We start from the raw sequence: 26,567 nt of genomic DNA, 5'->3' as shown, positions 1-26,567 counted from the left end.
TGATGTCACTGCCCCGGCGCTTTCGCGAGCAAGCCCGCTCCCACAGGTTTGGAGTGCAACAGAGTTATTACTGACCATTACAAAACCAATTGTGGGAGGGGCTTGCTTCCACAGGTTTAGGGTGCGCCGGGACAATTGCTGACCACCAAAAAACCAATGTGGGAGGGGGCTTGCTCCCGAAGGCGGTGGGTCAGTCAGCACTGATATCGACTTACAGGCCGCCTTCGCGAGCAAGCTCGCTCCCACAGGTTTGGGGTGCGCCGGGACAATTGCTGACCACCAAAAAAACCAATGTGGGAGAGGCCTTGCTTCCACAGGCTTGGTGTGGGCTTTGTTCACGCGACGTCCGAGGCGTGCGTCCACTGTTGCAACGAAATCGGCAACTTGCGCGACTCACCGCGGCCCATCGGGAAGTACTGGAAGCCGTTGCGCGCCAGGCGGTCGGCGTCGTACAGGTTGCGCCCGTCGAAAATCACCGGACTGTTGAGGCGTTGCTTGATCAGGTCGAAGTCCGGTGCCTTGAACTGCTGCCATTCGGTGCAGATGATCAGCGCATCGGCGCCGGGCAGGACCGATTCCGGGGTGCCCATCAACAGCAGTTTTGATTGGTCCGGATACAGCTTCTGGGTTTCCTGCATGGCCTCCGGGTCAAACGCGCGCACGCTGGCGCCGGCGGCCCACAACGCTTCCAGCAGCACCCGGCTCGGCGCATCGCGCATGTCGTCGGTATTGGGTTTGAACGCCAGGCCCCACAGGGCGAAGGTCTTGCCGCGCAGCTCGCCTTTGTAGAAGGCATTGATGCGTTCGAACAGCTTGTGCTTCTGGCGCTGGTTGATCGCTTCGACCGCTTGCAGCAAATCGCTGGAGCACTGCGCCTGTTCAGCGCTGTGGATCAGCGCGCGCATGTCTTTGGGGAAACATGAGCCGCCGTATCCGCAGCCGGGATAGATGAAGTGATAACCGATGCGCGTGTCAGCACCGATGCCCTGGCGCACCGATTCAATGTCGGCGCCCAGGTGTTCGGCCAGTTCGGCGATCTGGTTGATAAAGCTGATCTTGGTCGCGAGCATGCAATTGGCCGCGTACTTGGTCAGCTCGGCGCTGCGCAGGTCCATGAACAGGATGCGATCGTGGTTGCGGTTGAACGGCGCGTACAGATCGCGCATCACATCGCGTACCGCATCGCCTTCGCAGCCAATAACGATGCGGTCCGGACGGCGGCAGTCGGCAACCGCCGAACCTTCCTTGAGAAACTCGGGGTTGGACACCACATCGAAATGCAGCAGGCGGCCAACCTTGATCAGCGCTTTTTCAATGTGCGTGCGCAGGGCATCGCCGGTGCCGACCGGCACCGTGGATTTCTCCACGACAATCAAGGGCTGCTGGCGATGACGGGCGATGGCGTCGCCAACCGCCAGCACATGGCGCAGGTCCGCCGAGCCGTCTTCGCGCGAGGGCGTGCCGACCGCGATGAACGCCACCCGGCCATGCTGCACCGCGAGTTGTTCATCAGGGGTGAATTGCAGCCGCTTTGAATCCAGCCCCTCGCGCACCAGACTCGCCAGCCCCGGTTCGAAGATGCTCACGTGGCCCTGACGCAACAGGTCGACTTTATTCTGGTCGATGTCCATACACACGACATCATGACCAACCTCTGCCAGCACTGCCGCTTGCACCAGACCGACATAACCACTGCCAAACACTGTGATTTTCATCGAACACTCCTGAGCGCTGTTCCTTGCGTCAGGATAAGAAGGTCATGTTTCAGTTCGCCTACCGTGTTGTCGGTAGTAACACTGTGCAGTCAGCGAGGAAGCAGACCGTTCGGGGAATGCCCGATTGACTTTTGCCCCCACGAACGGCAGGTTGTCGGCCTTTTGCGGCAACCCCTGTTATTGAGTCATGCCGTTTTTTGTCAAAGATGCCCGTACAGAGCGGTCGGCTACTTATCTTTCCGTCTCCAAAGCCGCCGTAATGATGTTCTGCGTGCAGTGTTTTTGTTGAATCGTTTTCTATTTCAAGGCCGTTTCGTTTGATTGACTTGTCGAGTACTGAATTCACCCCGTCCAACTCCAATCCGCTGACGCTGTATCTGGCACGCTTGGCGCCGTCCAGCCAACTGACCATGCGTTATATCCTGCAGGACGCAGCCGACCGTCTGGGTTTCGAAGACATTGATATCGAGGAAATCCCCTGGCACGGGTTGCAGCCTGAGGATGTCGTCGCCCTGGTCGCCGCGTTGCGCGCCGACGGTTACGCGCCCAATACTTCATCGCTGTATGTGAACGCCGTGCGCGGCGTGATGAACGAAGCCTGGCGCATGAGCCTGATCACCCAGGATCACCTGTTGAAGATCCGCTCGGTCAAAGGCATTGCCGGCACGCGGCTGGCGCAGGGGCGTAATCTCAAACGCACCTTGATTCGTGAACTGATGGGCGTTTGCGCGGCCGACCCGCGGCCGCAAGGGCTGCGCGATGCTGCGGTGATTGCGCTGCTGTACGGCACCGGCATGCGCAAGTCGGAATCAGTGGACCTGGACCTCAATCAGGTCGATTTCACCGAACGCAGCCTGACCGTCACGGGCAAGGGCAACAAGCAACTGATCAAGTACGCGCCGGCGTGGGCGTTCGCCAAGCTCGATGCGTGGCTCGAACTGCGGCGCTCGCAGCTCAAGGAAGGGGAGAGCGACGATGCGTTTCTGTTCAACCGTATTCGCCGTGGCAACCACATCACCCGCGAGCGCATCACCAAGCACGCGATCTACTACATCGCCCGCCAGCGTGGCACCCAGGTCGGGGTGAAGATCATGCCCCACGACTTTCGCCGGTCGTTCATTACCCGGGTCATCGAAGAGCACGACTTGTCGATTGCGCAGAAACTGGCGCATCACAGCAATATCCAGACGACCGCCAACTACGATGTGCGCGATGACAATGAGCGGCGGCGGGCGGTGGATCGCTTTGACTTGTAGGTGGATTCAGGACGCGGTCGGGCAACTGAACGCCTCACTCGCCGCCGCCTGATTTATCGCGGCGGCGAGGCGTTTGACGTTGCTTTGCTGGGCACCGACCAAGTCCTCGATGCTTGTGCCGGACGGTGTTTGAATCAGGGTGCGACAGGTCAGCGTCGATGGGTTGGCCTCGGCACGCTGGCGCAGGCGCCACTTCACATCGATCAGTGCGTACTGGCCGGGAATCGAGTCGAACCGCTGCACGTCGATGCGCACCGACACCGGCTGCTGACGGACGCCGGCACTGAGCTGCTCGTTCAGCGCACCGCGCAACTCATCGGCGAGGGTGGCGGCCCACCAATCTGTTTCCAGAATCGCCACGCCACTGTTGCCCTGCCGAATGACGATCTGCGCGCGATCGACCTGCGGCGGCACGGTGATGCCTTCAATGGCAATCTCCGCACCGCTTCTGCCAGCACCCGGCTGGACCGGGGTCAGGGTGTGAAAGCTGATCGGGTCGCTGCGGCACGCTCCCAGCAACAGACACGCAGCGAGCACGGTGATCTTCAGCGGTACAGCCATGGTTCAGCTCCTGTGCTCAATTGCGCGGCGGCCCTTGCAGATCCAGTGGCGCAGCGTTGTCGGGACGGCCGCGGATCAGCGATTCGGGATGCCGGCCCAGATAATCCGAGAGTTCGCGCAGCGAGCGCGACATGCGTCCGAGTTCGTCGAGGGTCTCGGTGAGTTTCTCGCGCTGCGGCGAATCTTCAGCCAGCGTCGAGCTGGCCGATTGCAGGGTCTTGCTGAGGTCGCCCAAGGTGGTTTGTACGCCCGGCAAGGTTCTGCCGTTGAATTGGGCCAGGCCTTTGCGCAGCTCGACCAGATTGCTGTCGAGGTTGTTGGCAATGCGGTCTATCGGCAGTTTGTTGACCTTGTCGACCATGGCTTCGAGTTTTTCCTGCATCTGTTCGAGGCTGCCCGGCACTGTCGGGATCACTACCGGGCGCAACGTTGGGTCGAACGCGACTTTTTCCGCTTTCGGGAAGAAGTCCAGGGCGATATACAACTGCCCGGTCAGCAGGTTGCCACTGCGCGCCTGGGCACGCAGGCCGTTGTCGATGAACGTGCCCATCAGCCGTATGCCCGCGGCTTCGTCGTTGGGGTCATGCTTGAACGCCGTGAGCATTTTCGAGTACGCCTGGCCGAGGCGCTGCGGGTAGATGACGATGCCGACATTCAGCGGGAAGCTGCGTTTTTTCGCGTCGAAATCCAGATTGATCGCCACCACGCGACCGATCTCCATGCCGAGGAACTCCACCGGTGCATCGACCTTTAGCCCGCGCAGGGCCTGGTCGAAACGCAGGCTCAGGTATTGCGCCTTGCCATTGGGTGGGGCGAGGGCCGTCTGTTGGTCGGCGAACAATTCGAAGTTTTTATCGTCGGGGGCAGCGCTGTCGTTGGGGTTGTAATTGGGCGCGCGGAAGGCAATGCCGCCCACCAGCAGCGTCGAGAGCGACTCGGTTTTTACCGCAAAGCCGTTGGCGCCGACATTGATGTCGATGCCGCTGGCGTTCCAGAAACGGGTGTTTTCGGTGACAAAGGCATCGTTCGGGGCATGGATGAACACTTCGATATTTACGCCTTTGCCGTCAGGGTCCAGCGTGTAGGTGACGACCTGGCCGACCGGGATCTTGCGGTAATACACCGGCGAGCCGATGTCCAGCGAGCCGAGGTCTGGGGCATGCAACATGAAGCGCTTGCCGGGTTCGCCATAGGTGATCGGCGGCGGGTTCTCCAGCCCCTTGAAGTTTTTGGCGCGGTTGTTGGACTGGCCAATGTCGGCGCCGATGTAGTCGCCGGAGAGCAGCGTGTCGATGCCTGAAACCCCGCCAGCGCCGATCCGTGGGCGCACGACCCAGAATTGCGAGTCTTCGCGGGTGAAGGTTTCGGCCTGCTTGGCCAGTTTGACCGTGGCGTTGACGTTTTTCTGGTCGTCGCTCAGTTCGACCCCGGTGACATGGCCGATCACCACGTTGCGGTATTTCACTTCAGTCTTGTTGGCCGTCAGACCGCTGCCGGTCTTGAAGGTGAGGACGATGGTCGGACCTTCCTGCATGACGTTGTGCACGACCAGCGAGATGCCGACCAGCACCGCCACGATCGGCACGATCCACACCAGCGAAATGCCGAAACGGCGGGTTTTGATTGGCGCCTGGCCGGGTGCTCGCGGCTCGTCGGTGGCTGACGACTTCATCCATGTCCTCCTCGATTGATTGGGCACTGAGCGTCAGGAACGCCAAAGCACCTCATGAATATAGAAGTGCTTGGCGATAGAGCAAATGTGAATAGCTAACCTGCCAGGCGAATTTTGCGGCAGGTGTTGCCGAAGGCTTCGATGTGGGGACGCAGAGCGTCCCTGGCTGCATTCCCACGCAGCGCGTGGGAACGATCACAGGTCAGCCGAAAATTTCCCGCAGGCGATACCAGAACATGCCCAACGCCAACAGCGGCGAGCGCAAGGCCGGGCCGCCGGGGAAGGTCATGTGCGGCACAGCGCTGAACACGTCCAGACCCTGGCTATGACCGACGTGAATCGCCTCGCCGAGCAGTTTTGCGCACCAGTGGGTGACGTTGAGGCCATGACCGGAATAGCCCTGAGCGTAGAACACGTTCGGGTGTTGCTTGAGGCGACCGACCTGGGGAAAACGGTTGGCGGTGATGCCGATTTTGCCGCCCCACTGGTAGTCGATACGCACGTCCGCCAGTTGCGGAAAGACTTTGAGCATTTTCGGACGCATATAAGCCGCAATGTCCGCCGGGTCGCGACCCGAGTAATGGCAGGCACCGCCGAACAACAGGCGTCGGTCTGCCGAGAGCCGGTAATAATCCAGGCCGACTTTCTGGTCACAAAGGGCCAGGTTGTGCGGGATCAATTGCGCGGCGCGCGCTTCGGACAGCGGCTCGGTGGCGATGATGTAGCTGCCGGCCGGCAGGACTTTGCCGCTGAGCTGCGGTTCGAGTTCATCCAGGTGCGCATTGCAGCCGAGCACCAGACTGCCGGCGCGCACGCTGCCGCTGGCGCAACGAACCTGCACGGTCGCACCGTGAATGATTTCCAGCACCGGGCTCTGCTCGAAAATCCGCACGCCCAGTTGCGCAGCCACGCGGGCTTCGCCCTGGACCAGATCGAGCGGATGCAAATGGCCTGACCCCATGTCCACCAGCCCGCCGGCATACACACTGGCATCAACCACTTGCTCGCGGATTCGCTCAGGGCCGACCAACCGTGTTTCGTGGGCGTACCCGAGGTCGGCAAGGCTGACTTGCTCGTCCTTGAAGGCGGCAAACTGCGCCGCCGTGTTAGCCAACTCGCAAAAGCCCCAGCGCAAATCGCACTCAATGCCGTGAGCACTGACACGCTGGCGCACCAGTTCCACCGAATCGATGCCGGCGCGCTGTAAATAGCTCACGCCTTGCTGGCCGACGTATTTGCCGAAGCCGTCGACGTCATGGCCGATCCCGCGGATCAACTGACCGCCGTTGCGCCCGCTGGCGCCCCAACCGATGCGCCGGGCTTCGATGAGGATCACCGAGAGCCCGCGCTGCGCCAGTTCGATGGCGGTGTTGACGCCGGTGAACCCGCCGCCGATGACGCAGACGTCCGCGCTCAGATCGCCATCCAGCAGCGGGTAGGGTGTCGTCGCCCGGGCCGAAGCGGCGTAATAGGAACGGGCGTGTTGCTGGGTGTACTGATTCATTTGTTCGACTTCACTTTGCTCCAGGAACGGGTCATCAGACGCATGATGGCCTGGGGCGGGGTCGTGGAGATGTACAGTTTGTCGAGTACGGCCTGAGGCGGGTACACCTCGGGGTTGTTGACCAGTTCCGGATCCATGTATTGCTTGGCAGCGGGGTTCGGGTTGGCGTAACCGACCGAGGCGCTGACCTTGGCAATTACCTGCGGATCGAGCAGGTAATTAATGAAGGCGTGGGCTTCTTTGGCATTGCTGGCGTCAGCGGGAATTGCCAGCAGGTCGAACCAAAGGTTGGCGCCTTCCTTGGGAATGGCATAGGCGATGTTCACGCCGTTGTTGGCTTCTTTGGCGCGATTGGCGGCCTGAAACACGTCGCCGGAGTAACCGAAGGCCACGCAGAGGTCGCCGTTGGCCAGGTCTGAGACGTATTTTGAGGAATGGAAATAGGTGATGTACGGGCGGATGCTCAGCAGCTTTGCCTCGGCCTTTTTGAAGTCTTCGGGACTTTCGCTGCGCGGGTCCATGCCCATGTAGTTGAGCACGGCCGGGAAGACTTCGTCGGCGGAGTCCATCATCGACACACCGCACTGGGAAAGCTTTTTCAGATTCTCGGGTTCGAACAGCACAGCCCAAGAGTCGATGCGATCAATGCCGAGCACTTGCTTGACCTTGTCGACGTTATAGCCGATGCCATTGGTGCCCCACAGGTACGGCACCGAGTGCTGATTGCCAGGATCATTTTTATCAAGTAATTCAAGCAGTTTTGGATCGAGGTTAATCCAGTTTGGTAACTGCGCGCGGTCCAGTTTCATGAAAGCGCCGGCCTTCACCTGACGGGCGAGAAAATGGTTGGACGGCACGACCACGTCATAACCGGTGCGCCCGGCCAGGAGTTTGCCTTCGAGGGTTTCGTTGGAATCGAAGACGTCGTAGATCACTTTGATCCCGGTCTTGCTCTGGAAATCGGCCAAGGTGGTTTCGCCGATGTAGTCGGTCCAGTTGTAGACGCTGACCGTGGGCTGGGCGTGGGCTGCGGCGCTGAACAAAACGCTCAGGGCGACCGGGAGTACGGATTTCAATAGACGCATTTCAACACCTCTTCTTGTAATGATCGTTCCCTCGCTCTGCGTGGGAATGCCTCAACGGACGCTCCGCGTTCGGCTGTGGATGGGACGCGGAGCGTCCCGGGATGCATTCCCACGCAGGAGCGTGGGAACGATCGATTTCTCAGGCGCGCCCTCCCACAAGGACGGTGCAGATCTGGATCAGACGCTCAGCAGCAGGAACTCGCGCTCCCAGGAGCTGATCACGCGTTTGAAGTTTTCGTGTTCGGCGCGTTTCACCGCGACATAACCGCGAACGAATTTGCTGCCCAGGTATTCGGCCACTGTCGGGCACTCTTCCATCTGCGTCAGCGCTTCTTCAATGGTGATCGGCAGGCGCAGATTGCGCCGCTCATAAGCACGGCCCTCGACTGCCGCGCTCGGTTCGACCTTCTCGACCATGCCGAGGTAGCCGCAGAGCAGGCTCGCCGCGATTGCCAGGTACGGGTTGGCGTCGGCGCCGGGCAAGCGGTTTTCCACGCGCATCGACTCAGGTCCCGAGGTCGGCACGCGCAATCCCACGGTGCGGTTTTCCTCACCCCATTCAACGTTGACCGGTGCCGAGGTGTCCGGCAAAAAGCGGCGGAACGAGTTCACGTTGGGCGCAAACATCGGCAGGACTTTGGGAATGTATTTCTGCAGGCCGCCGATGTGCTGGCGGAACAGTTCGCTCATGCTGCCGTCGGTGTTGGCGAAGATCGGCTGGCCGGTGGCGATGTCGACGACGCTCTGGTGCAAGTGCATGGCGCTGCCCGGCTCGTCGCCGATCGGCTTGGCCATGAACGTTGCCGTCACGTTGTGCTTGAGTGCCGCTTCGCGCAGGGTGCGTTTGAACACGGTGATCTGGTCGGCCAGATCCAGCGCGTCGCCGTGGCGAAAGTTGATTTCCATCTGCGCCGGGCCGTCTTCGTGGATCAGTGTGTCGAGGTCCAGGCCCTGCAATTCGCACCAGTCATAGACGTCTTCGAACAGCGGATCGAATTCGTTGGCGGCATCGATGGAAAACGACTGCCGACCGCTTTCCGCGCGACCCGAACGGCCCAGCGGTGCCTTGAGCGGCAGGTCCGGGTCTTCGCAGCGCTGCGTCAGGTAGAACTCCATCTCCGGCGCAACGATCGGCTTCCAGCCTTTGTCGGTGTATAGCTGCAAGACTTTTTTCAGCACGTTGCGCGGCGACAGTTCGATCGGGTTGCCAAACTTGTCGAAGGTGTCGTGGATGACGATGGCGGTCGGTTCGATCGCCCACGGGATGACATACACGGCGTCGGAAACCGGCTTGCAGACCATGTCGATGTCGGCCGGGTCGAGCAAATCGTAGTAGATGTCGTCGTCGACAAAATCCCCGGTTACCGTTTGCAGCAGCACACTTTCCGGCAGGCGCATGCCGCGCTCATGCAGGAACTTGTTGGTCGGTGCAATCTTGCCGCGGGCGATGCCGGTCAGGTCGCTGACCACGCATTCGACTTCGGTAATCTTGTGATCTTTCAGCCACGTGAACAGCTGATCGAAAGGGGCATTCATAAGGACCTCGTTATTGGTTTCATAGACGCCGGGGAGGGCGGGTTTCATCTTCCGCCCCTTCCCCTGTGGCGCGTTGGCGTCTATCTTGGGCGCGGCTGGTGAATCCATCTATCCACTTTAAGCAGCACCAAAGCGCACCAAAAGAGTGCGCAAGGTCACTCCATGACGACGTGCAATCCGCTCCAGGTTCAAGCCTTCAATACCGCCGATGTCGCTGAACAAGTCCGCGCCACTCCGGGCTGGGTCCAGCATTACCAACAGATGTCGCCGGGGCATTTCGCCGGGCAGATCCGCTATCTGGATCTGCAGGGTGTCGAGGTCTACGAAGAGCAAATGAATACTCGGGTCGAGCAGAACTTCAGCGCGCCAACGGGTGCCCTGGCCTTTTGTTTCGATCGCAGCGACAACGCGCTGTACCTGCTCAACGAAGAGAGCCGCAACATCTGGATCACCCCGGAGAACTACCAGGAAATCGCCGTGGTGTTCGGCCCGGCATTCGTCCGTGAGCACGCGCTGGATGTGGGGAAATTCGACGGGCTGTTCATGGCGCCGCTCACTTGCGGACAGAACGCCTTGTTCAGTCGCTGGTTAAGCTCGACTCTCACCAAGTTGTCGCAAGCCATTGATATCGATAGCAAAGAGGTATTGACCGAGCAGTTGCTGGAAGATTGTTTGTTCATCCTCGACAACGCACAGGCGCGCCTCGATCGCAGCGGCCTGCAACGGCGTGGCGAAGAACGGATGATCATGAAACGCGTGGGGGAGTGGGCGGCGGATTCGCCGGAAGATGCGCTCAATCTGCTTGAACTGGCGCAGGTGGCGGGGGTGTCGCTACGGCAATTGCAACAGGCCTTCAAGGCCTATACGGGGATGACGCCAAGTCACTGGTTGCGCTTGCGTCGACTGAACAGCGCGCACCGCGAACTGCTCAGGCGCAGGCCTTCGGAAACCACCGTGGCCGAGGTGGCGATGCACTGGTCGTTCTGGCATCTGGGGCGTTTTTCCAGCAGCTATCGCGCGCTGTTCAAAGAGCTGCCGAGCGAGACGCTCAAGCGCCGTTGAGGCCGGGCGGCCTAGTCGGCCCTGACCAGTTTGAAGGAAATCGAAAGTGACCTCTTGATCGACCGTGCCATGGGCTTTTCTATCTCTTCATGAATCAGCCAGGAAACACTGACCATGAACGCCACAGTGACCCACAGCAGCACGTGCGGATCAACCGCCGGATAGGCGATGTTGAAGATCATGAAGCCGATCATTTGATGCAGCAGGTAAAGCGGGTACGTCAGCGCGCCCAATGCGGTCCAGTTCCAGCGCTGCAAGGCGGCCATTCGGTTCGTCGCGATCAACAGAAAAATCAGGAAAAACAGCACGACCATGGCGCAGATGATCAAGGGGTTGTAGTCGGTCGAGTATTTGCTTTCGATCGATGCCGCCCAAACCACAGCGGTGAAACTCGCCAGCGCCAAGGCCCCCGCCAGCAGCAGAATGCGCAAAGGGGTGAAGCCTTTGGCCCACGCCAGATAAAACGTCGCACCGGCGATGAACCAGGCCGCGTAATCGGTAATCAGCAGCGAGCGCAGCTTCTCGAATTCGAGTACCTCGGCGATGGCGGAAATCAACAGCCAGACCACCATGCACGGCTCGATCCGGTCGATTTTCTTCAAGGCCAACAGCACGGAAATCATCAGATAGAACTTGATCTCCACGAACAGCGACCAGTACACGCCGTCGATGGGCTCGACATTCAACAACTCGCTCAAAAAGGCCATGTTGACCACGTATTGATAAAAATCAGCGCTGAACCGTGGCTGCCCAACGGCGAGGGTGACCAGGAACGTAATCGTGCAGCACACCCAGAAGGCCGGACAGAGACGAACCACCCGGGAAATGAAGAAGACCTTCAGGTTATTGCTGGAGGCGGTCATCAGAATCACGAACCCGCTGATCATGAAAAACAGTTCGACGCCCAGATAGCCATATTTGGCCGGCTCAGCCAGCAGCGGGTAGGGCATCGCCGACATATCGCCCTTGGCATAGCCGCGAAACGCGTAGTGAAAAAACACCACGGCCATGGCCGCCAAAAAACGCAGTAAATCCAGTTCCTTGAGCCGTCGGTTGTTCATGTAAATGCGCTCCGGACTGATCAGCGCTGATCAAAAACTGACGACTCTGCCGAGTTAAGTCGACCCAAGGCGCAAGCTGAAACAGCAGTGGCGGCTCACGGCGTGCTCCCGGCCTGGGACAGCGATGAACGGCGTTGCCACATCTTGATGTAGTCGACTTCGAACGTTGAGGGGAGGTCAGCGTCATCGACCACGCCAAACCATGACCACATGGCCTCGCTGTCGAAGACGATTTCCATAGGGAAGAAGAAGTGCTTGTTCCTTGACTCCCGGACCAGTACGCCATCGACATACCAGCGCAGGGTATCGGGCTGCCAGTCGAAGCCGTAGACATGGAAGTCATCCGCCAGCCGCCATGGACTGATCCAGATGCTGCCATCGGCGATGTGTTCGGTACTTTGCGGGGTAGCCCACAGGTGAGCATTCATGTGGTACGAACGGTCCAGCTTGCCGTCCTTGGTCTTGCCGGCGATTTCGAAAATATCGATTTCGGTGGCGTTGTCGACCATGCCCGTCCACGCCAGCCAGAAGGCGCTGGAGCCGGCGGAATTCATCGGTTTCGCCCGCGCTTCGTAATAGCCGAACAAGCCTTTCTCAAGGGTGCGGACCATGGCGGAGGTGTAGTCCTTGAAACCGAGTTTCACGTACTTTTCCGGCAAGGTTTCCTTGCGAAAGACAATGTTCAGGTTGCCATTGCCGACGCTGGCGTTTTTCTCGGTGTAGAGCGCCGGTTTGCGGCCGAGCGATTCGTTGCCGACGCCGTGGTTGACGTGCCAGCGCGTGCGGTCGAGGCTGCTGCCGTTGAACTCGTCGGACAGCTTGTCGTTGAGTACCCATTGACCGGTATTGGCCTGGTCGGACAGCGGCAGGTTCGGGTTGTTTCGGGGCGGTACAGGGCCGAGCGGCCCGACCCGGGTCCAGGTATCTGCGACCGGGGGGATGGGGATCGTCCACCTGTCCGCCAGGTACTGAAAAGCCTGCTGGCGTTCGGCGAGGGAGGCGAACGCACGGTCGTACACCAGCACCTCGGCGATATCGCCGCGAAAGTTATCGGCCGTGCCGACGGCGTTACGCCCAATGCCATAAGGACCAATCGGCACATCGTAAAGCTCCAGCACGGAAACGCTCGGCGCGTAGGCGGCGGTGTCTCTAAGGCTGATGGCGAAATTCGGCAGCACGTTATCGTTGTCGGCGGTTTGCGGGCGTGAGCTGAACAAGCGTTGCCAGGGATCGACCTGGGCTTGTTCGGCTGTGCGCCGGGACACGACCAACACCGTCACCGGACCTTTGGCGCTGCGGATGGCTTTACCGAGCAAACCCGACACGCCGTTGAAACGCACGACTGCACGACCGTTCACCGCGTCTGGCAGCCACTGTGGCGCCGCGCCGGGATTGTCGACGCTCGCATCATGGCCGCTGGCGGATTTGTCCTTCCAGCGCAGGACACGGTTCTGTTCATCGAGCTGCAGGCTTTGCGCATCGGCCGCGTCCAGCCACAGCACCAGCCCGGCGCCAGGCAAACCGGGTGGCGCTTGCGCAGCGTTGCCGGCCAGGGCAAAGCACAGCAGCCAGAGGACCAGCGCGGCTTTGAGTTTCATCTGACCGCACTCAATGCCGCGATCTTGAAGGAAGACTGATACCCCTGCGGATTGCACGACTGCCACCGCCAGGCATCGATGATCATTTGGCGCAAATCGCGTTGCGCCGTCCAGCCCAATTCCCGTTTGGCCTTGCCGGGGTCTGCGAAACATTTGGCGATGTCACCCGGGCGGCGTGGTGCAAAGCGATAGGGAATGGCGATGCCGGTGATGTCTTCGAAGCTGTGAATGATCTGCAACACGCTATAGCCAACGCCGGTGCCGAGGTTCCAGACATCGATGCCACTGGTTTGCTGCAATTTCAGCAAGGCCTTGAGGTGGCCGATGGCGAGGTCCACGACATGGATGTAGTCACGCACGCAGGTGCCGTCGACCGTGGGGTAGTCGCTGCCGAACACCGTCAGCTCAGGAATCCGGCCAATGGCGACCTGGGTCAGGCAGGGCAACAGATTGTTGGGGCGGCCCGTGGGGTCTTCGCCGATCATGCCGCTCTCATGCGCACCGATCGGGTTGAAGTAGCGCAACAGGGCGATGCTCCAGCGCGGATCGGAGTGGCACAGATCGCTGAGCAATTCTTCGATCATCAGCTTCGTCCGGCCGTACGGGTTGACCGGCTTGCCGGTGCCGAAATCTTCGGCAATTGGCGTGCGTGTCGGCTCGCCGTAGACCGTGGCCGATGAGCTGAACACCAGCTTGAACACGTTGTTGCGGGCCATGGCCCGGCACAGGTCGAGCGTGCCGGCGACATTGTTGGTGTAGTAGTCCAATGGGTTGCTCACGCTTTCTGCCACCGATTTAAGGCTGGCGAAATGCACCACGGCCTCGACGTCATAACGGCTGAAGATGTCGTCGAGCAAGCGCGAATCGCGGATATCGCCCTTGATGAAATCGACCCGCGTCAGGGTCAATTGCTCAAGACGCTTGATGCACTCCCGACAGCTGTTGCACAGGTTATCGAGGACCAGCACGTGACGTCCGGCATTGATCAGCGCCAATGCAGTATGGGAGCCGATGTAACCGGCCCCGCCAGTAATCAACGTAGTTTTGCGCATGGATTGGCCTTCCTGTTTTTCGGGGACTGAATTCAGCGAGCGGTGAACACCGATTTGAATTCCTGCGGCCAGCGCGGGTGCAGGACGCTATACGCCACGGCATAGCTCAGCGCGCCAAGCAAAATACTGCCTGCCAAGTGCAGATAGCCTTGGACACCCAGCTGCGGTGATACCGACAGAACGGTCGCGACCATCACCAGCGAGGCCAGCACGCTGCGGTAATTGGAATCGAGGAACCGATGCCAGTCATAGCCGACGGCGGCGTTGAGCCCACGGATCTGCAACGGCGTGATCATCAGCATGCGCGCCAGCAGCGCAACGGCTGCGGCCATGCCGCCATAGGCACTGCCGAAGACGTACACCAGCAGCAGCGCCAGCACTGTTGTGACCACTTCAGCCTTGATCGTCAGGTGGCTGCGGTTGACCGCTACCAGGGCCGTGGTCGCGTACATCGCCGTGTTGCCAATGGCCGCCGTGCAGGCCAGCACTTGCAGCAGCGGGATGGCTTCGGCCCACTTGGCGCCGAAGATCAACAGAATCAGGTCGCTGGCGGTGAGGGCGATGCCGAGGAACAGCGGCGTCAGCAGAAAGCTGCTGACGACGGTCGAGTCGCCGATGATCCCGAGCAGGCGCACCGGCTCGCTGCTGCGCCGGGAGAACGCCGGCAGCGCATAGCTCAGCAGGCCGTTATAGATCGCCGTACGCGGCAGATCGATGATGCGCATGGCCATGTTGAACATGCCGACCGCATTGGCCCCGGCCGTCATCCCCAGCACCACGTTGACGCCGCGCTGGAGGGTCTGTGAACTCAACGCGTTGATCGCCACCGGTGTGCCGGCTCTTAACAGCTCGCGCAAGAACGGACCGTCAATGTAAAAGGCGATGCGCCGCGGATCTGCGCGCATCAAGACGATGATCGAGACGAACTCCATGATCAGCGCCTGGGCAATCACTGCCCAGGCGCCCAATCCCCACAGCGCGACAGCAATGCCGGCAACACCGCCGACCACCTTGCCCAGTAACGTGCGCGACGCCAGCATCTTGAAGTTGCCGCTACGGCGCATTTGCGCCACGTAGACACGCGCCATCATGGTGAACAGGATTTTCACCGAGGCCAGCGCCGTCATCCAGCGCAGCATCGGGTCGGAGGTGTAAAACACCACCGCCACAGAAATCAGCACGATCGACAGCAGGCTGACCAGGACCGCCGCCCAGAACGCCGTCGAAATGTGCTTGCCCTCCAGCCGCTGCAGACGGACCAGCGGATCTTCCAGTACCGATGAGTAAATCAGCCCCACCAGCTCGACGATCGCAATGATGATCGTGCCCACACCCAGTTCGGCCGGCGACAGCAGCCGCGCATACGCGACAAAAGTGATCATCGACAGCAGGATCAGGCCGAATTTCTCGGTGAAGATCCAGCCGAGGGTGACGAGACGGTGGTTGGCCATGGCGGATACCGATTCATTGAGCGATGGTTGACGCCGGTGCCTTGCGCCATGACTTGGCGAGGGCGTAGAGGTAGCGCAAGGTCGGTTTGCCGTGATCGAAGATCAGCGTCTGCCAGGAGTATTCGAACATCCGCCGGTACACATCGAGCACCTCGACATGCTCGCCGCGCCGGGAAAAGGTGTTGAGAAAATCGGTGTGATTGCCCAGCACAAAATCGATGTGTTGCTGTTTGCTCAACTGCGCGCCATAGCGTTCGAGATACACCTCGATGAACTTGATCTTGTTCTGGTAGTGCTTTTTCGGTTGCGCGGTCATGTTGCCGTCATTGACCGTGCGCTCGAGCAGCACCTGCGGCACGGTGTGGATCTCCCAATGCTCGGCGATGCGCGTCCACATGAACCGGTCTTCGCAGTAACGCAGGCCGGCATCGAAGCCGCCGAGTTGCAGCATGACGTCGCGCTTGACCAGTGCGGCAGATACGCCATTGAGCACGTTGGCGTGGACGAAATCGTAGAAGTGCATGCCGCTCTTGCGCACGTTGTCCAGTTGCCGCTTGCCGTTGCTGTAGTTGACCTGGGCGTAACAGTCGATCAGCCCGACCGGGCGGCCCTGACGCTCGAGTTCGTCATACAGCGCCAGTTGCAGCTCGAGTTTTTGCGGGCGCCACTGGTCGTCGGCATCGAGCATCGCCACAAACGTTTCCTGGCTGTGGTGCAAACCGGTATTGCGCGCACTGGCCTGGCCGGCGTTGGCCTGCTGCAACAGGGTCAGACGAAACGGCGCGGCGAAGTCCCGGACCCGTTGTGGCCCGTCATCGGTGGAGCCATCGTCGATGACAATGACGTGATCGGGCAGCCGGGTTTGCTCGGCCAGCGACGTCAGCGTTTGCTCAATGCTGTCGGCGCCGTTGTACATGGGGATCAAAACGCACACGGTATGCGCTGAAAGCGGGGCTTGGTTTCGCACGGGTGCTTCTCCTTGTGTCACGCCTTGGCTGAATCAGGCGCAAATGCCTGACCAGCCGGACGCTGACGCTGGGTTGCAGGTGATGACGCGGGGTACATGACCAGCCGATGCCGGAACGACAGGGCGAGGGTGCAGAACACCAGAAACTCGGCGGAGCGGTAGTTGGGGATCACATAGGCGACATAGTTGGTGACGACGAACAGGCCGATGATCACCAGAGCGCTGGCGCGATACTGGGCCGTGTGGTTGGCGGTGACGGCGCGGTATTGCTTGAACAGCGCTTCGCCCAGCAGCAACACCAGCGCGCTCAATTGAATAACACCGCCGTTGAGCAGGGTTTCCATGTAGCCACTGTGGGCGTTGCCGATGTAGCCCCAGCGCGTGATGAAGGCATCGGCATCGGGACTGGCCCAGAAGGCGCCGAAGCCATATCCCTTGAGCCATTGTTGCTCGACGAACGGAGCGAGCAACTCCCAGATCAGCGTGCGGTCGGTCAGTGACGGGTCGCGACCGGCGATTTCCAGCAGCCAGGCCAGGTGGTTGTAAAGCAGCAGGCACACCAGCAGAAACAGCACCGTGCAACCGAAGAACAGCCACTGCGAGCGGTTGATGCGCAGACGAATCAACGTGAGGAAGTAGGCGTAGCTCACCGTCCCGGAAATAACCAGCGCCACGCCGGTTGCCGACTGCGCGAGCAGGATAGCGATCAGCGAACACAACGCGCAGAACAGCGCCCGGCGATTGCCCTGACGGATCATCGGTAACAGCAGCAGGATAGCGACCGCGTTGAGTCGCGCGCCGGCATTCTTTTCGGCAAAGATGCCCTTGAAGGCGCCGTCGCGGATGCCTCCGGACAGGAACGCGACCTCGGGCATGACCAGCGCGAGAATCAGCCCGATGAACGCTGCCACACCGATCGCACAACCGAGCATGAAAACGATTTTTTCCAGCGGGTAATTCCAGGCAATGAAGCCGGCAAAAAACACCACGCCGAGCAGTGCTATCACCCGTTTGAGCGTCAGCATCGGGTCATGCGACCAGCCGATCGAGGCGATGACACAAAGCAGGAACAGCAGCAGAAAGAAGTTGCTGCGGTAGAAGGTTTTGCTCAGGAATACCTTGTGGCGGATAAAGAAAAACAACGGCACCAACAGCGTGATAAGCCCGCAGATTTGGTTGGCGACACTGCCTTCGAGGTCTTTGTCGACATCGCCGAAGCTGAATCCGCCGCCCAGCCCGAGGACAAACGTGATCACCTGAATGTAAAACAGCACGCCGAACAGGGCGAAGCCGTCGCGTAATGTCGAATATCTGATCGCCAGTGTGCTCATGATGCAGCGCTCCCGAGCATCGCGGTGAGGTAAGTCTGCACCGCACGGGTATTGGCAAACCGGGCGGCCGCCTCAAGCCGGGTATGGCGCTTGAAATTGCGCGGCGTGCCGAGTTGCAGGACGATCGCCTGTGCCAGGGCGACCGGGTCGTCGACATCGACCAGCGGCGCCACCAGGCCGTTGATGAGGATTTCCGCCGGGCCATGGGGGCAGCGGGTCGCCACCACCGGCGTGCCTGTGGCCAAGGCTTCCACTAGTGCATTGGGGCTGCCTTCGAAGCGCGACGACAAGACAAAACAATCGGCCGCAGCGACTTCGGCCAAAGGATCGGCGGTGTACCCCGGCAGGTCGACACGATCGGCCAGACCCAATGCCCGAGCCTGATCCAGCAATTGAGCCCTGAGCGCACCTTCACCGAAAATGATCAAGCGCACGCTGGTGGTCGGGAGCGCGGCGATTGCCGTGATCAGCGTATCGAAGCCTTTTTGCTGGGCCAGACGGCCCACGGCAACCACCACTGCGCCAGACTTTTCCAGCAGCCAGCGGTGACTGGGCCGCCCCGGCCGTTTTTTGTAGAAGTCATCGTCGAGCACCGGATTATCAGCCGTGGTCACGTCCTGGCGACGCGCGATGGTGGTATCGACCAGATCCTGGGCAACACCTTTCGAGACGCAGATCACCGGATTGGGAATCAGCCGATACAGCAGCGGGGCCGCCCAGTAGGCGAGCCTTACCGTCAAGGCTGGATTGACGTGCTTATCGTGGGAAAAGGCATTGCGCTCACTGACGTGCAGGCGCGCCAGCGTGCCCGACAGCGCGGCCGCGGCAATTGCCACGACGTTGACGTGAGTGAGAACCGCCAGTTGCGCATCGAAGCGATTGGTACGCAGAAACTGCGCCAGCGCCGGCACCGCACGGGCGCTGCGGGGGCAGTGCAGTTCAACGGTCTTGACCCGCGGGTCGAGGTAGGCCGCATTAACGCCGCCACCGGTGAGCAGCAGCAAGGTCACCTCGTTACCGGCGTCGACCAACGCGCCGGCCAGGCGCGTCATCATCTTTTCCGCCCCGCCTGCGCTGAGGTCGTGCAGGATGATCAGGAATTTTTTCATTGATTCCATACCTGGTAATACGCTTGCGCCGCGTGCTGGCTGGTGTACGGGCGAAGGGCGTCGGTCAGGGTCGTTTCGTTGGTCACCACGTCATCCCGAGAGGTCAGGCTGCGCAGCATGCCCTCGGCCAGTGCCGGTACGTCGTTGACCTTGACCAGCAGGCCAAGTTGACCGTTATTCAACAGCTCTCTGGGGCCGGTTTCGCAGTCGCAGGCCAGCACCGGCGTACCCAGCGCCAGTGCTTCAATCAGCACGGTTGGCATGCCTTCATGGGTCGAACTCAAAATGAACAGGCGCGCGTGTCTGAGCAGTGGATAGGGGTTGCTCAGAAAACCGGTGAAGTGCACCCGTTGCGCGATGCCGAGGCGCTGCGCCTGTGCGATCAGTGTGTCGCGCATCGGCCCGTCGCCGGCAATCACCAGATTTGGCAGCGCACGGTGTTGCAACGCCAGGGCGTAGGCGTCGAGCAATAGATGAAAGCCTTTCTGCTGCGTCAGTCGCCCCAAGCCCAACCAGTAGGCATCGGGCAACCCGGCAACGAGAGGCTCCCGTGAGGCCTGGAACAGTTGTTCGGTGATGACGGCGTTGGGGCAATAGCTGATTCGCTGCCGTCCCCACGGTAACAAGCCGACCAGCGACTGACGCAACGCCGTCGAGACCGTGACCACTTTGCCGCTGCCGCACAGATACAAGGCATAGAGCAGGCGCAAGCTCGAAGGGCCGGTTTTCTGTTCCTTGCAATCGAGGGCGATGTGCCGGCTGTAGATGACCTTGCAGGCACTGCCCAGCGTCGCGAACCAGGTGCAGACGTTGGCCTGTTCCTTGGCGGAAACCAGGTGAGTGACGCGTTCGTCCCGAATGAGCCGCCGCAACAGCACGATCGAGCGCAGCAGGCCGACGACGCCGTTGCCGCCGCCACTGTGGTGGCGTTGATCGCCTTCGGTGTCCGGGGTTTCGCCGTTCATGACGAAAAAGCTCACGCGCCGGCCATCCTTGAGAAATTGCTCGGACAACCGTTGCTGCACGCGCTCGACGCCGCCGCCCGATTTGAAATCCTTGAGAGTGAACAGAATGTGCATGATCACTCCCCGACACTGATGGCGACTTTGCGTCGCGCGAGCAGGGCCAGCAGGTGCAAGAAGTTGCTGGGGTAATCGATGAGGTAGCGTTTGATCGTGTGGGGCTCGCGATACATCCGGTAGAACGCGCGCAAATGCAGGCGATTGATCAGCGCCGGGTAGTATTGCCGCGACGCCAGTGCTTCCTGGCGAATGAACCCGCCGCAGGTGAAAGCCACGCCTTCAAAGCCTGCACGCAGCACGTCCTGTTCGAATTGTTCTTGCAGCCCGGCGCCGAGGCCAACGATGAGGATGTTCGCTTCGCTGCGGCAAATATCGGCCCGAATGGCCTCGGCCTCGGCGGCATCGAAATAGCCGTTGTGGTAACCGGCAATGATCAGCTGTGGATAAAGCGTCTTGATCTTTAGGATGAACAGATCGAGTTCGGCTTGGCGGGCGCCGACGAAATACACGCGTTTGCCTCGCTGCTCGGCACCGCCCAGTACGTGGTCGGCGATGGACGTGAAGTCAAAACTGACCCGGCCGATCGTTCTGCCGGTCACCCGAGACATGAAGGTCGACATCAGCATGCCGTCGCAAAAATACGTGATGGTGCTCGGACGCTGCTCGAAGAAGCTGCTGATCGAGGCAAAATTAATGAAGGAATAGGCGTGGTTGGCCTCAAGTAATTTCGGCGAATACTGTCCGACCAATTCAAGTTTCAACATGGCGCGGCTCCCGTCAGATCACTGCGGGGGTCTGGCGACCCACGGAGACGTAGGTGAAACCGCGTTTGCTCAAGCGTTGCGGATCGAACAGATTGCGTCCGTCGAAAATCAGCGGTTGCTTGAGTCGCGCGCTGAGCGCATCAAAGTCCGGCGCACGAAATGCTTGCCACTCGGTGACGATGATCAGCGCGTCGGCATTTTTCAGCGCCGCTTCCTTGGTGCCCGTGAGGGTCAAGTCATCGCGCGCGCCATAAATGCGCTGCGCCTCGTCCATGGCTTTGGGGTCGAACGCCTGGACGTTGGCCCCGGCGCGCCACAAGGCTTCCATCAACACGCGGCTGGGTGCTTCGCGCATGTCGTCGGTGTTGGGCTTGAAGCTCAAGCCCCAGAGGGCGAAAGTCTTGCCGCTCAGGTGGCCGTCGAAGTGATTGAAAATCTTGCTGTAGAGGCTGGTTTTCTGTTCCTGATTGCGCGCCTCCACGGCCTTGAGCACCCGGGCATCAAAGTCGACGCTGGTCGCGGCGTGGATCAGCGCCTTGACGTCCTTGGGAAAACACGAGCCGCCGTAGCCCGGGCCGGGATAGATGAACTGATAACCGATGCGCGGATCGGAGCCGATGCCGTGGCGTACCTTCTCGATGTCGGCGCCAAGACTTTCGGCGAGGCAGGCCATTTCGTTCATGAAGCTGATCTTGGTTGCGAGCATGCAGTTGGCGGCGTACTTGGTCAGCTCGGCGCTGCGCACGTCCATGACGATAATTTTTTCGCGGTTGCGATTGAACGGCTCGTACAGTTCGCGCATGACGTCTTCGGCCAGCGCGCTGTCGGTGCCGATGATGATCCGGTCCGGGCGCATGCAGTCTTCGACGGCGCAGCCTTCCTTGAGAAATTCAGGATTGGAGACCACGTCGAAGGTCAGGTCGCTGCGGTCGTTGGCGGCCAGCACTTGTTCGATATGGGCGCGCACCCGATCGCCCGTGCCGACTGGCACAGTGGACTTGTCGACGATGATCTGATGACGGTCCATGTGCAGCGCGATGGTGTGCGCCACGTTCAGCACGTATTGAAGATCCGCCGAACCGTCTTCGTCAGGCGGTGTACCGACCGCGATCAACAACACATCGCCATGGTGCACGGCCTCGACCAGGTCGGTGCCAAAGCGCAGTCGGCCGCTCTGGTAATTGTCGCGCACCAGGCTTTTCAAGCCTGGCTCGTAGAGGGGCAGGGTGCCTTCCTTCAATGCCTCGACCCTGGCAGCGTCGACATCGACGCAGAGCACACTGTGCCCGACCTCCGCCAACGCGGCGCCTTGGACAAGGCCAACATAACCAATACCGAATACGCTCACATTCATGGTCAAACCTCAGGTCGTCATGACGGTTATCAACGGTCGGGCGGGGGAGGTAGCAGTGGGGCAGGGGGTCAATAGATGTTTTTCGAGAACAGCGTGAAGGGGGTCTTGAGCAGGATTTTTATGTCGAGCCACAGCGACCACTGGTTGATGTAGTTGAGGTCCTGGGCGACCCGCAGCTGCATCTTTTCCAGCGTCTCGGTTTCGCCGCGATGCCCGGTGATCTGGGCCAGTCCGGTGATGCCCGGCTTGAGGCGATGGCGGGCCATGTAGGCGCGCACCTTGCCGGTGTAATAAAGGTTGTGGGTGACGGCATGCGGGCGCGGGCCGACCAGAGCCATCTGGCCGGACAGGACATTGAACAGCTGTGGCAATTCGTCGATGGAACTGCGCCGCAGAAAGTGACCGATCGGCGTGAGGCGGTTGTCGTTGCGGGTCGCCTGGCGCACCTCACGGTCGTCGTGGACGTGCATCGAGCGGAACTTCCACACCTTGATCACTTCGCCGTTGCAGCCGTGACGGTTTTGCTTGAACAGCACCGGCCCGGCAGAGGTGAGCTTGACGGCGGTCGCCACCAGCAACAGCAACGGGCTGAGCAGAATAATCGCCAGCGCGGCCAGGCTGCGTTCGAACAGATCCTTGCAAAACAGGCTGGCCGGATGCGAGCTGATCAGACTTTCATTGAGGTAGATGGCCGGCATTCGCTCGATTTCCGAGATCGAATGGTTGAGCAACACCATGCTGCCAAAATCCGGAATCCACACCACGTCGACATTGACGTCGAGCAGGTCGATGTAGAGCGCCTCGATGGTGGCGGCATGTGCCATGGTCAGCACGATATAGACGCGGCGCACTTCAAGGCGCGCGATGATCTCGCGGATCGCATCCACATGGCCGAGCAGCGGCAAGATACTCGGGGCAGGGCCACTGTCGTCGGCGGCGGCGACGAAGCCCAGCACCAGCGCGCGGTTGGGGCTGGACAGCTTTTTGGCCAGCTCATGGGCGGTCGGACAGGTGCCGATGATGACCGAGCGACGCTCGTTGCAGATCCGCCGCGAGTGCAGTCGGGCGAGGTAGTGCAGGGGCAGGAAACTCGCCGCCTGGACCACGAATCCCAAGACTGCCCAGACGATGATGACCTGGCGCGAATAGACCGCGCTGGTCTGGGTGACGAAGGCAATCGCCGCCAGCACCGCCAGCAGGATCAACCAGCCGGCCAGTAGTCTGCCGAGCCCGGCCAACAGGCCATAGCGTTTGTGGTAAACGCGCATGACGCTGTAGATCGGTACTGAGCCAAGCACGGTCAGGATGATCAGGATGCGATATTCGCTGGTCAGATGGCCGACTCGCCAATAAACCAGTAGCACCAGCAGCGACGTGGCCAACGTCAGTGCGCACGACCACTGGCCCCAGAAAGTCAGGCCTCGGCGATGCGTCATATGGGCGGTATAGAGCGGTGTCATGGGCTTGACCTCAAGGCAGCAGTAATGCGTCAGCGCTGAGCGACAGACACGAGGGTGTCTCCCGCTGGCTTTTCCGTGGCTCGGCAGAGGTGAAGCGAGTTGTGTAGTGGCAGAACGGGGTGCAGCGACAGGCGTAGTCGCCCGGTGTTACCTGGGCGCGAAATCGTAGTTATAGAACGCCCGGGAATGGTGATGGCCGTACTTGCGCGCCTTGCGCAGGTCGACCTGGTTGAGCACGGAGCCAAAGACCGGCACATGGCTCTGTTGCAACATGGCGAGGCCACGCTGCACTTGGCTGATAGGTGTGCTGTCAGCCTTGACGACATAAATGACCGCATCCGCATGTTTGGCCAGCAACAGGGCGTCGCTGATCATTTCTGCAGGTGGTGAGTCGATGATGATGTGGCGGTAACGCGACCTCAGCGCTTCAAGCATGCGCGCCATGCGCGGTGAGCTGAGCAAATCCTGCGGCGGCGGTTGCAGAGCGTTACGCGGCTCGGCAGGTGAGGGCAGGCGTGGCGCGGCGAAGGTATCTCGCGCAGTTGGCATGACCTTGCCGGCCAGCAGCATGTCCAGATTGCCCACCGAAACAATGCAGTCTTCAAGCCGCGCGGTACCGGCAATGACATTCGCCAGGCCAGGGCTGTCAGGCGGGAAATCGAAGTTCAGCGACAGGGTTGGCTGGCGCATGTCGGCATCGATCAGCAGCACACGCTCCAGAGGCGTCAGGGAGCTGGCGAGGTTGTTGGCAATGGTGCTTTTTCCCTCACCGGCCACCGTCGATGTGATCAGCACCACCTGCGAGGGCATGTCGTTGCTCTGCAACATCAGCCAGGTGCGCAGGTTACGGATCGTCTCGGAAAAGCGCGGATGATCGTTGTCTTCGAACAGGCGCGCCAGTTGGCGACGATTTTTCTTCATGACCAGCGGCACGACGCTCAGCAGCGGAATGTTCAGCGCGCTTTCGATCGACTCGTCGGTCTTGAAGGTATTGCTCAGGCTGTCGAAGAGCAGCGCCAACGCTACACCGACCACCGCAGCAATCAACGCGACGATCGCAACAATCAGCGTTTTACGCGGTTTGCTGGGGTCAGCGGGAACGATGGCCGGGTCGACAATCCGCACTTTGGTCGAGTCCATGTCAGCGGTGGCCGTGGTTTCCTTCAAGCGGGTGACGAAGGTTTCGTACAGCGCGCGGGAGCTGTCGACCTCACGCTGGAACTCGCGCAACTGGAATTCCTTGCGGGCAATGTCCTGAATCTGCGCTTTGTTGCTGTTGAACGATTGACGCAGCGAGGCCTCACTGGCAGTAGCGAGCTGGTATTGCCGTTCGATGCCGGCAACCACCTGCTGCACCTGTAGCTGCAGGTTGCTGGTGGCCGTGCGCAATTCCGACTGCGCGGAAAGCAGGCTAGGGTGCTTAGGCCCATAACGCCCCGACAGCTCATCGACCTTGGCCTGGGCCATGGCGCGATCGGCCTGGAATTTCTGCACCAAGAGGTTACTCAAGACTGCGGGTACGCTGGACAGTCGACTCAGATCGCCGTTGCTCAAAGCCTTCGCCTGCCGGTATTCGCTTTCGGCTTCGGCACGGTTGCGCCGGGCATCGACCATGCGATTGCCGGTCATTTCCAGTTCGTTGGCGCTGATTGTGGCCACGCCGCCGACGTCTACCAGACCTTGTTCTTCGCGGTAGCCCTGAAGCTTTTTCTCGGCCGCGCGAAGGTTGTCACGCAGCTTGACCAGCCGTGTGTTCATCCACGCCGTGGTGGTTTGCGACGACTTTTCGCTGGTGTCGAGCTGGCTGTCGGTGAAGCCACGGGCCAGGGCATTGGCTGCTGCGGCTGCCAGCACCGGGTCCGGCAGCTCGACTTCGATTTCCAGCAACTGGCTTTTGCCGACGAATTTGACGCTGGTGTGCAGCATCAGGTTTTGCGTGACCTGGTTGAATACATCTTCTTCAGTGATGGCTTCTTTTTCCGGTAGCCAGCGCTCCAGGCCTAGGCCCGGAAACCATTTGTCCAGATCAAGATCGGCCAGCCATTCACGCGGTGCAAACCATGGCTTCGGTTGCTGGCGCGGGTCGGTGAGCGGGTGAGTGGTCAGGCCGAGTTTTTTCACCGCGCGCTCGGCAAGATCACGCGATTGCAGGAGCGCTTGTTGTGTCTGTAGGTAATCAGTGGTGTTGCTGTTCGAATCCTTGACCTGCTGAAAGGACATCAGCGGGGGTGTTTTATCGTTGAACAGCAGGGTCGTGCTGCCGATGTATTGCGGGGTAATGTTCGAGACCACAATAGCCGCCAGCAAACCGCTCACCAGGATCAGCCATCCGATGCTCCATTTGGCGCGCCAGATCACCCTCCAGAGTTTCAATAGATCAAGGGTGTCCTTGTCTTCGCTGTACGGCTGGTGCTGATGCACATGCGTTTGCAAAGGACGTTCGACGTAGGTGCCAAGGCTGTTGTCCATGATCAGAAGAACCCTTGTGCGATGGAAATGGTGTCGCCGGGGGCGATCGTGGTGCTGCGAGTCACGTCATCGGTGAGGGTCGCACCACCATCGCCACGCAAAATGGTCACGCGCTTGATCGAGGCTCGCTCGGTCAAACCGCCGCCCAAGGCAATGGCCTTCTCCAGTGTCAGGCCCGGCACAAACGGATAGCTGCCGGGTTTTTTCACTTCGCCATTGATGTAGAAGGAGCGGTATTCGATCTGGCTGAGGCTGACTTTCGGATCGACCAGATAGCCCTGTTTAAGTCCATCGACGATGATCTTTTCAACCTGCCCAGGGGTCAGCCCTTTGGCGGAGATTTCTCCGAGAAAGGGGTAGGAAAACGTGCCGGCATCGCTGAGACGGATCTTTTTCAGGCTCAACTCCGGCTCACCGAAGACGATGATGCGCAACACGTCGCCGGCGGCCAGTTTGTATTGAGTGCCGGGATCGGCCGCATGGGCAGTCGATGCCACAGCCAGCGTGAACGACAAGACAAGTGCGTGTGTGTTCATGT

Annotated in this window: 21 protein-coding genes; 2 read left to right on the top strand and 19 right to left on the bottom strand. The window is 60.3% G+C overall.

Annotated elements, in window-relative coordinates; all coding sequences use genetic code 11:
* Positions 1-335: 335 nt before the first annotated feature.
* Positions 336-1,715: a UDP-glucose/GDP-mannose dehydrogenase family protein gene (locus HU755_RS01710; protein WP_186630367.1), complete on the bottom strand. Its 1,380-nt coding sequence runs from the start codon at positions 1,713-1,715 to the stop codon at positions 336-338.
* 410 nt (positions 1,716-2,125) lie between these two features.
* Between HU755_RS01710 and xerC the strand changes: the two genes are divergently transcribed.
* On the top strand, positions 2,126-2,971 hold the full coding sequence (xerC, locus tag HU755_RS01705; RefSeq protein ID WP_238349949.1) for a tyrosine recombinase XerC: 846 nt from the start codon (positions 2,126-2,128) through the stop codon (positions 2,969-2,971).
* 6 nt (positions 2,972-2,977) lie between these two features.
* On the opposite strand, the gene HU755_RS01700 is transcribed toward xerC, so the two are convergent.
* The 5 genes from HU755_RS01700 to HU755_RS01680 form a co-directional block, all read right to left on the bottom strand.
* The gene (locus HU755_RS01700) at positions 2,978-3,532 is read right to left on the bottom strand and encodes a membrane integrity-associated transporter subunit PqiC (protein ID WP_186548163.1); all 555 of its coding nucleotides are present in this window, start codon (positions 3,530-3,532) and stop codon (positions 2,978-2,980) included.
* A 16-nt stretch (positions 3,533-3,548) separates the two neighbouring features.
* Positions 3,549-5,204 (bottom strand): intermembrane transport protein PqiB, encoded by a 1,656-nt coding sequence (locus HU755_RS01695; RefSeq protein WP_186619768.1) that lies wholly within the window; start codon positions 5,202-5,204, stop codon positions 3,549-3,551.
* 202 nt (positions 5,205-5,406) lie between these two features.
* A complete protein-coding gene (locus HU755_RS01690) occupies positions 5,407-6,708 on the bottom strand; it encodes an FAD-binding oxidoreductase (RefSeq protein WP_186630366.1) in 1,302 nt (433 codons plus the stop codon).
* Positions 6,705-7,793 (bottom strand): polyamine ABC transporter substrate-binding protein, encoded by a 1,089-nt coding sequence (locus tag HU755_RS01685; RefSeq protein ID WP_186630365.1) that lies wholly within the window; start codon positions 7,791-7,793, stop codon positions 6,705-6,707. Before HU755_RS01685 ends, HU755_RS01690 begins: the two co-directional genes overlap by 4 nt.
* 177 nt (positions 7,794-7,970) lie before the next feature.
* Entirely contained in the window at positions 7,971-9,329 is a 1,359-nt protein-coding gene (locus HU755_RS01680; protein ID WP_186619765.1) for a glutamine synthetase family protein, read from the bottom strand.
* Positions 9,330-9,491: 162 nt separating this feature from the next.
* Here HU755_RS01680 and HU755_RS01675 point away from each other — a divergent pair, with 162 nt between their 5' ends.
* Positions 9,492-10,391 (top strand): helix-turn-helix domain-containing protein, encoded by a 900-nt coding sequence (locus HU755_RS01675; RefSeq protein WP_186630364.1) that lies wholly within the window; start codon positions 9,492-9,494, stop codon positions 10,389-10,391.
* A gap of 11 nt (positions 10,392-10,402) precedes the next feature.
* Here HU755_RS01675 and HU755_RS01670 read toward each other — a convergent pair whose 3' ends face one another.
* From HU755_RS01670 to HU755_RS01610, 13 genes are all read right to left on the bottom strand, one after another.
* Positions 10,403-11,452, bottom strand: coding sequence for an acyltransferase (locus HU755_RS01670; protein WP_186630363.1), 1,050 nt, complete (start codon positions 11,450-11,452; stop codon positions 10,403-10,405).
* Between the two features lie 95 nt (positions 11,453-11,547).
* Entirely contained in the window at positions 11,548-13,050 is a 1,503-nt protein-coding gene (locus HU755_RS01665; RefSeq protein WP_186630362.1) for a family 16 glycosylhydrolase, read from the bottom strand.
* Positions 13,047-14,102 (bottom strand): UDP-glucose 4-epimerase GalE, encoded by a 1,056-nt coding sequence (gene galE, locus HU755_RS01660; protein WP_186548177.1) that lies wholly within the window; start codon positions 14,100-14,102, stop codon positions 13,047-13,049. The genes HU755_RS01665 and galE overlap by 4 nt, the downstream gene beginning before the upstream one ends.
* A gap of 32 nt (positions 14,103-14,134) precedes the next feature.
* A complete protein-coding gene (locus tag HU755_RS01655) occupies positions 14,135-15,553 on the bottom strand; it encodes an oligosaccharide flippase family protein (RefSeq protein WP_186630361.1) in 1,419 nt (472 codons plus the stop codon).
* Positions 15,554-15,566: 13 nt separating this feature from the next.
* Entirely contained in the window at positions 15,567-16,520 is a 954-nt protein-coding gene (locus tag HU755_RS01650) for a glycosyltransferase (RefSeq protein WP_186619760.1), read from the bottom strand.
* A 17-nt stretch (positions 16,521-16,537) separates the two neighbouring features.
* A complete protein-coding gene (locus HU755_RS01645; protein WP_186630360.1) occupies positions 16,538-17,851 on the bottom strand; it encodes an O-antigen ligase in 1,314 nt (437 codons plus the stop codon).
* Complete coding sequence (locus tag HU755_RS01640; RefSeq protein ID WP_186630359.1) at positions 17,848-18,960, bottom strand: glycosyltransferase; 1,113 nt, start codon at positions 18,958-18,960, stop codon at positions 17,848-17,850. The genes HU755_RS01645 and HU755_RS01640 overlap by 4 nt, the downstream gene beginning before the upstream one ends.
* Positions 18,957-20,039: a glycosyltransferase gene (locus tag HU755_RS01635; RefSeq protein ID WP_186630358.1), complete on the bottom strand. Its 1,083-nt coding sequence runs from the start codon at positions 20,037-20,039 to the stop codon at positions 18,957-18,959. Before HU755_RS01635 ends, HU755_RS01640 begins: the two co-directional genes overlap by 4 nt.
* A 2-nt stretch (positions 20,040-20,041) precedes the next feature.
* Positions 20,042-20,746, bottom strand: coding sequence for a WecB/TagA/CpsF family glycosyltransferase (locus HU755_RS01630; RefSeq protein ID WP_186630357.1), 705 nt, complete (start codon positions 20,744-20,746; stop codon positions 20,042-20,044).
* A 13-nt stretch (positions 20,747-20,759) separates the two neighbouring features.
* Positions 20,760-22,100 carry a UDP-glucose/GDP-mannose dehydrogenase family protein gene (locus tag HU755_RS01625; protein WP_186630356.1) on the bottom strand — a complete coding sequence of 447 codons (1,341 nt, stop codon included), beginning with the start codon at positions 22,098-22,100 and terminating at the stop codon, positions 20,760-20,762.
* Between the two features lie 68 nt (positions 22,101-22,168).
* The gene (locus tag HU755_RS01620) at positions 22,169-23,560 is read right to left on the bottom strand and encodes an undecaprenyl-phosphate glucose phosphotransferase (protein ID WP_238349938.1); all 1,392 of its coding nucleotides are present in this window, start codon (positions 23,558-23,560) and stop codon (positions 22,169-22,171) included.
* Between the two features lie 147 nt (positions 23,561-23,707).
* Positions 23,708-26,029, bottom strand: a complete 2,322-nt coding sequence (locus HU755_RS01615; protein ID WP_186630355.1) for a GNVR domain-containing protein — start codon at positions 26,027-26,029, stop codon at positions 23,708-23,710.
* 2 nt (positions 26,030-26,031) lie between these two features.
* Entirely contained in the window at positions 26,032-26,565 is a 534-nt protein-coding gene (locus tag HU755_RS01610; protein ID WP_186619755.1) for a polysaccharide biosynthesis/export family protein, read from the bottom strand.
* Positions 26,566-26,567: the final 2 nt, after the last annotated feature.

The sequence above is a fragment of the Pseudomonas sp. SWRI111 genome (assembly GCF_014268555.1).
Lineage (GTDB): Bacteria > Pseudomonadota > Gammaproteobacteria > Pseudomonadales > Pseudomonadaceae > Aquipseudomonas > Aquipseudomonas hamedanensis.
This window is presented reverse-complemented; position numbering and strand designations above follow the sequence as displayed.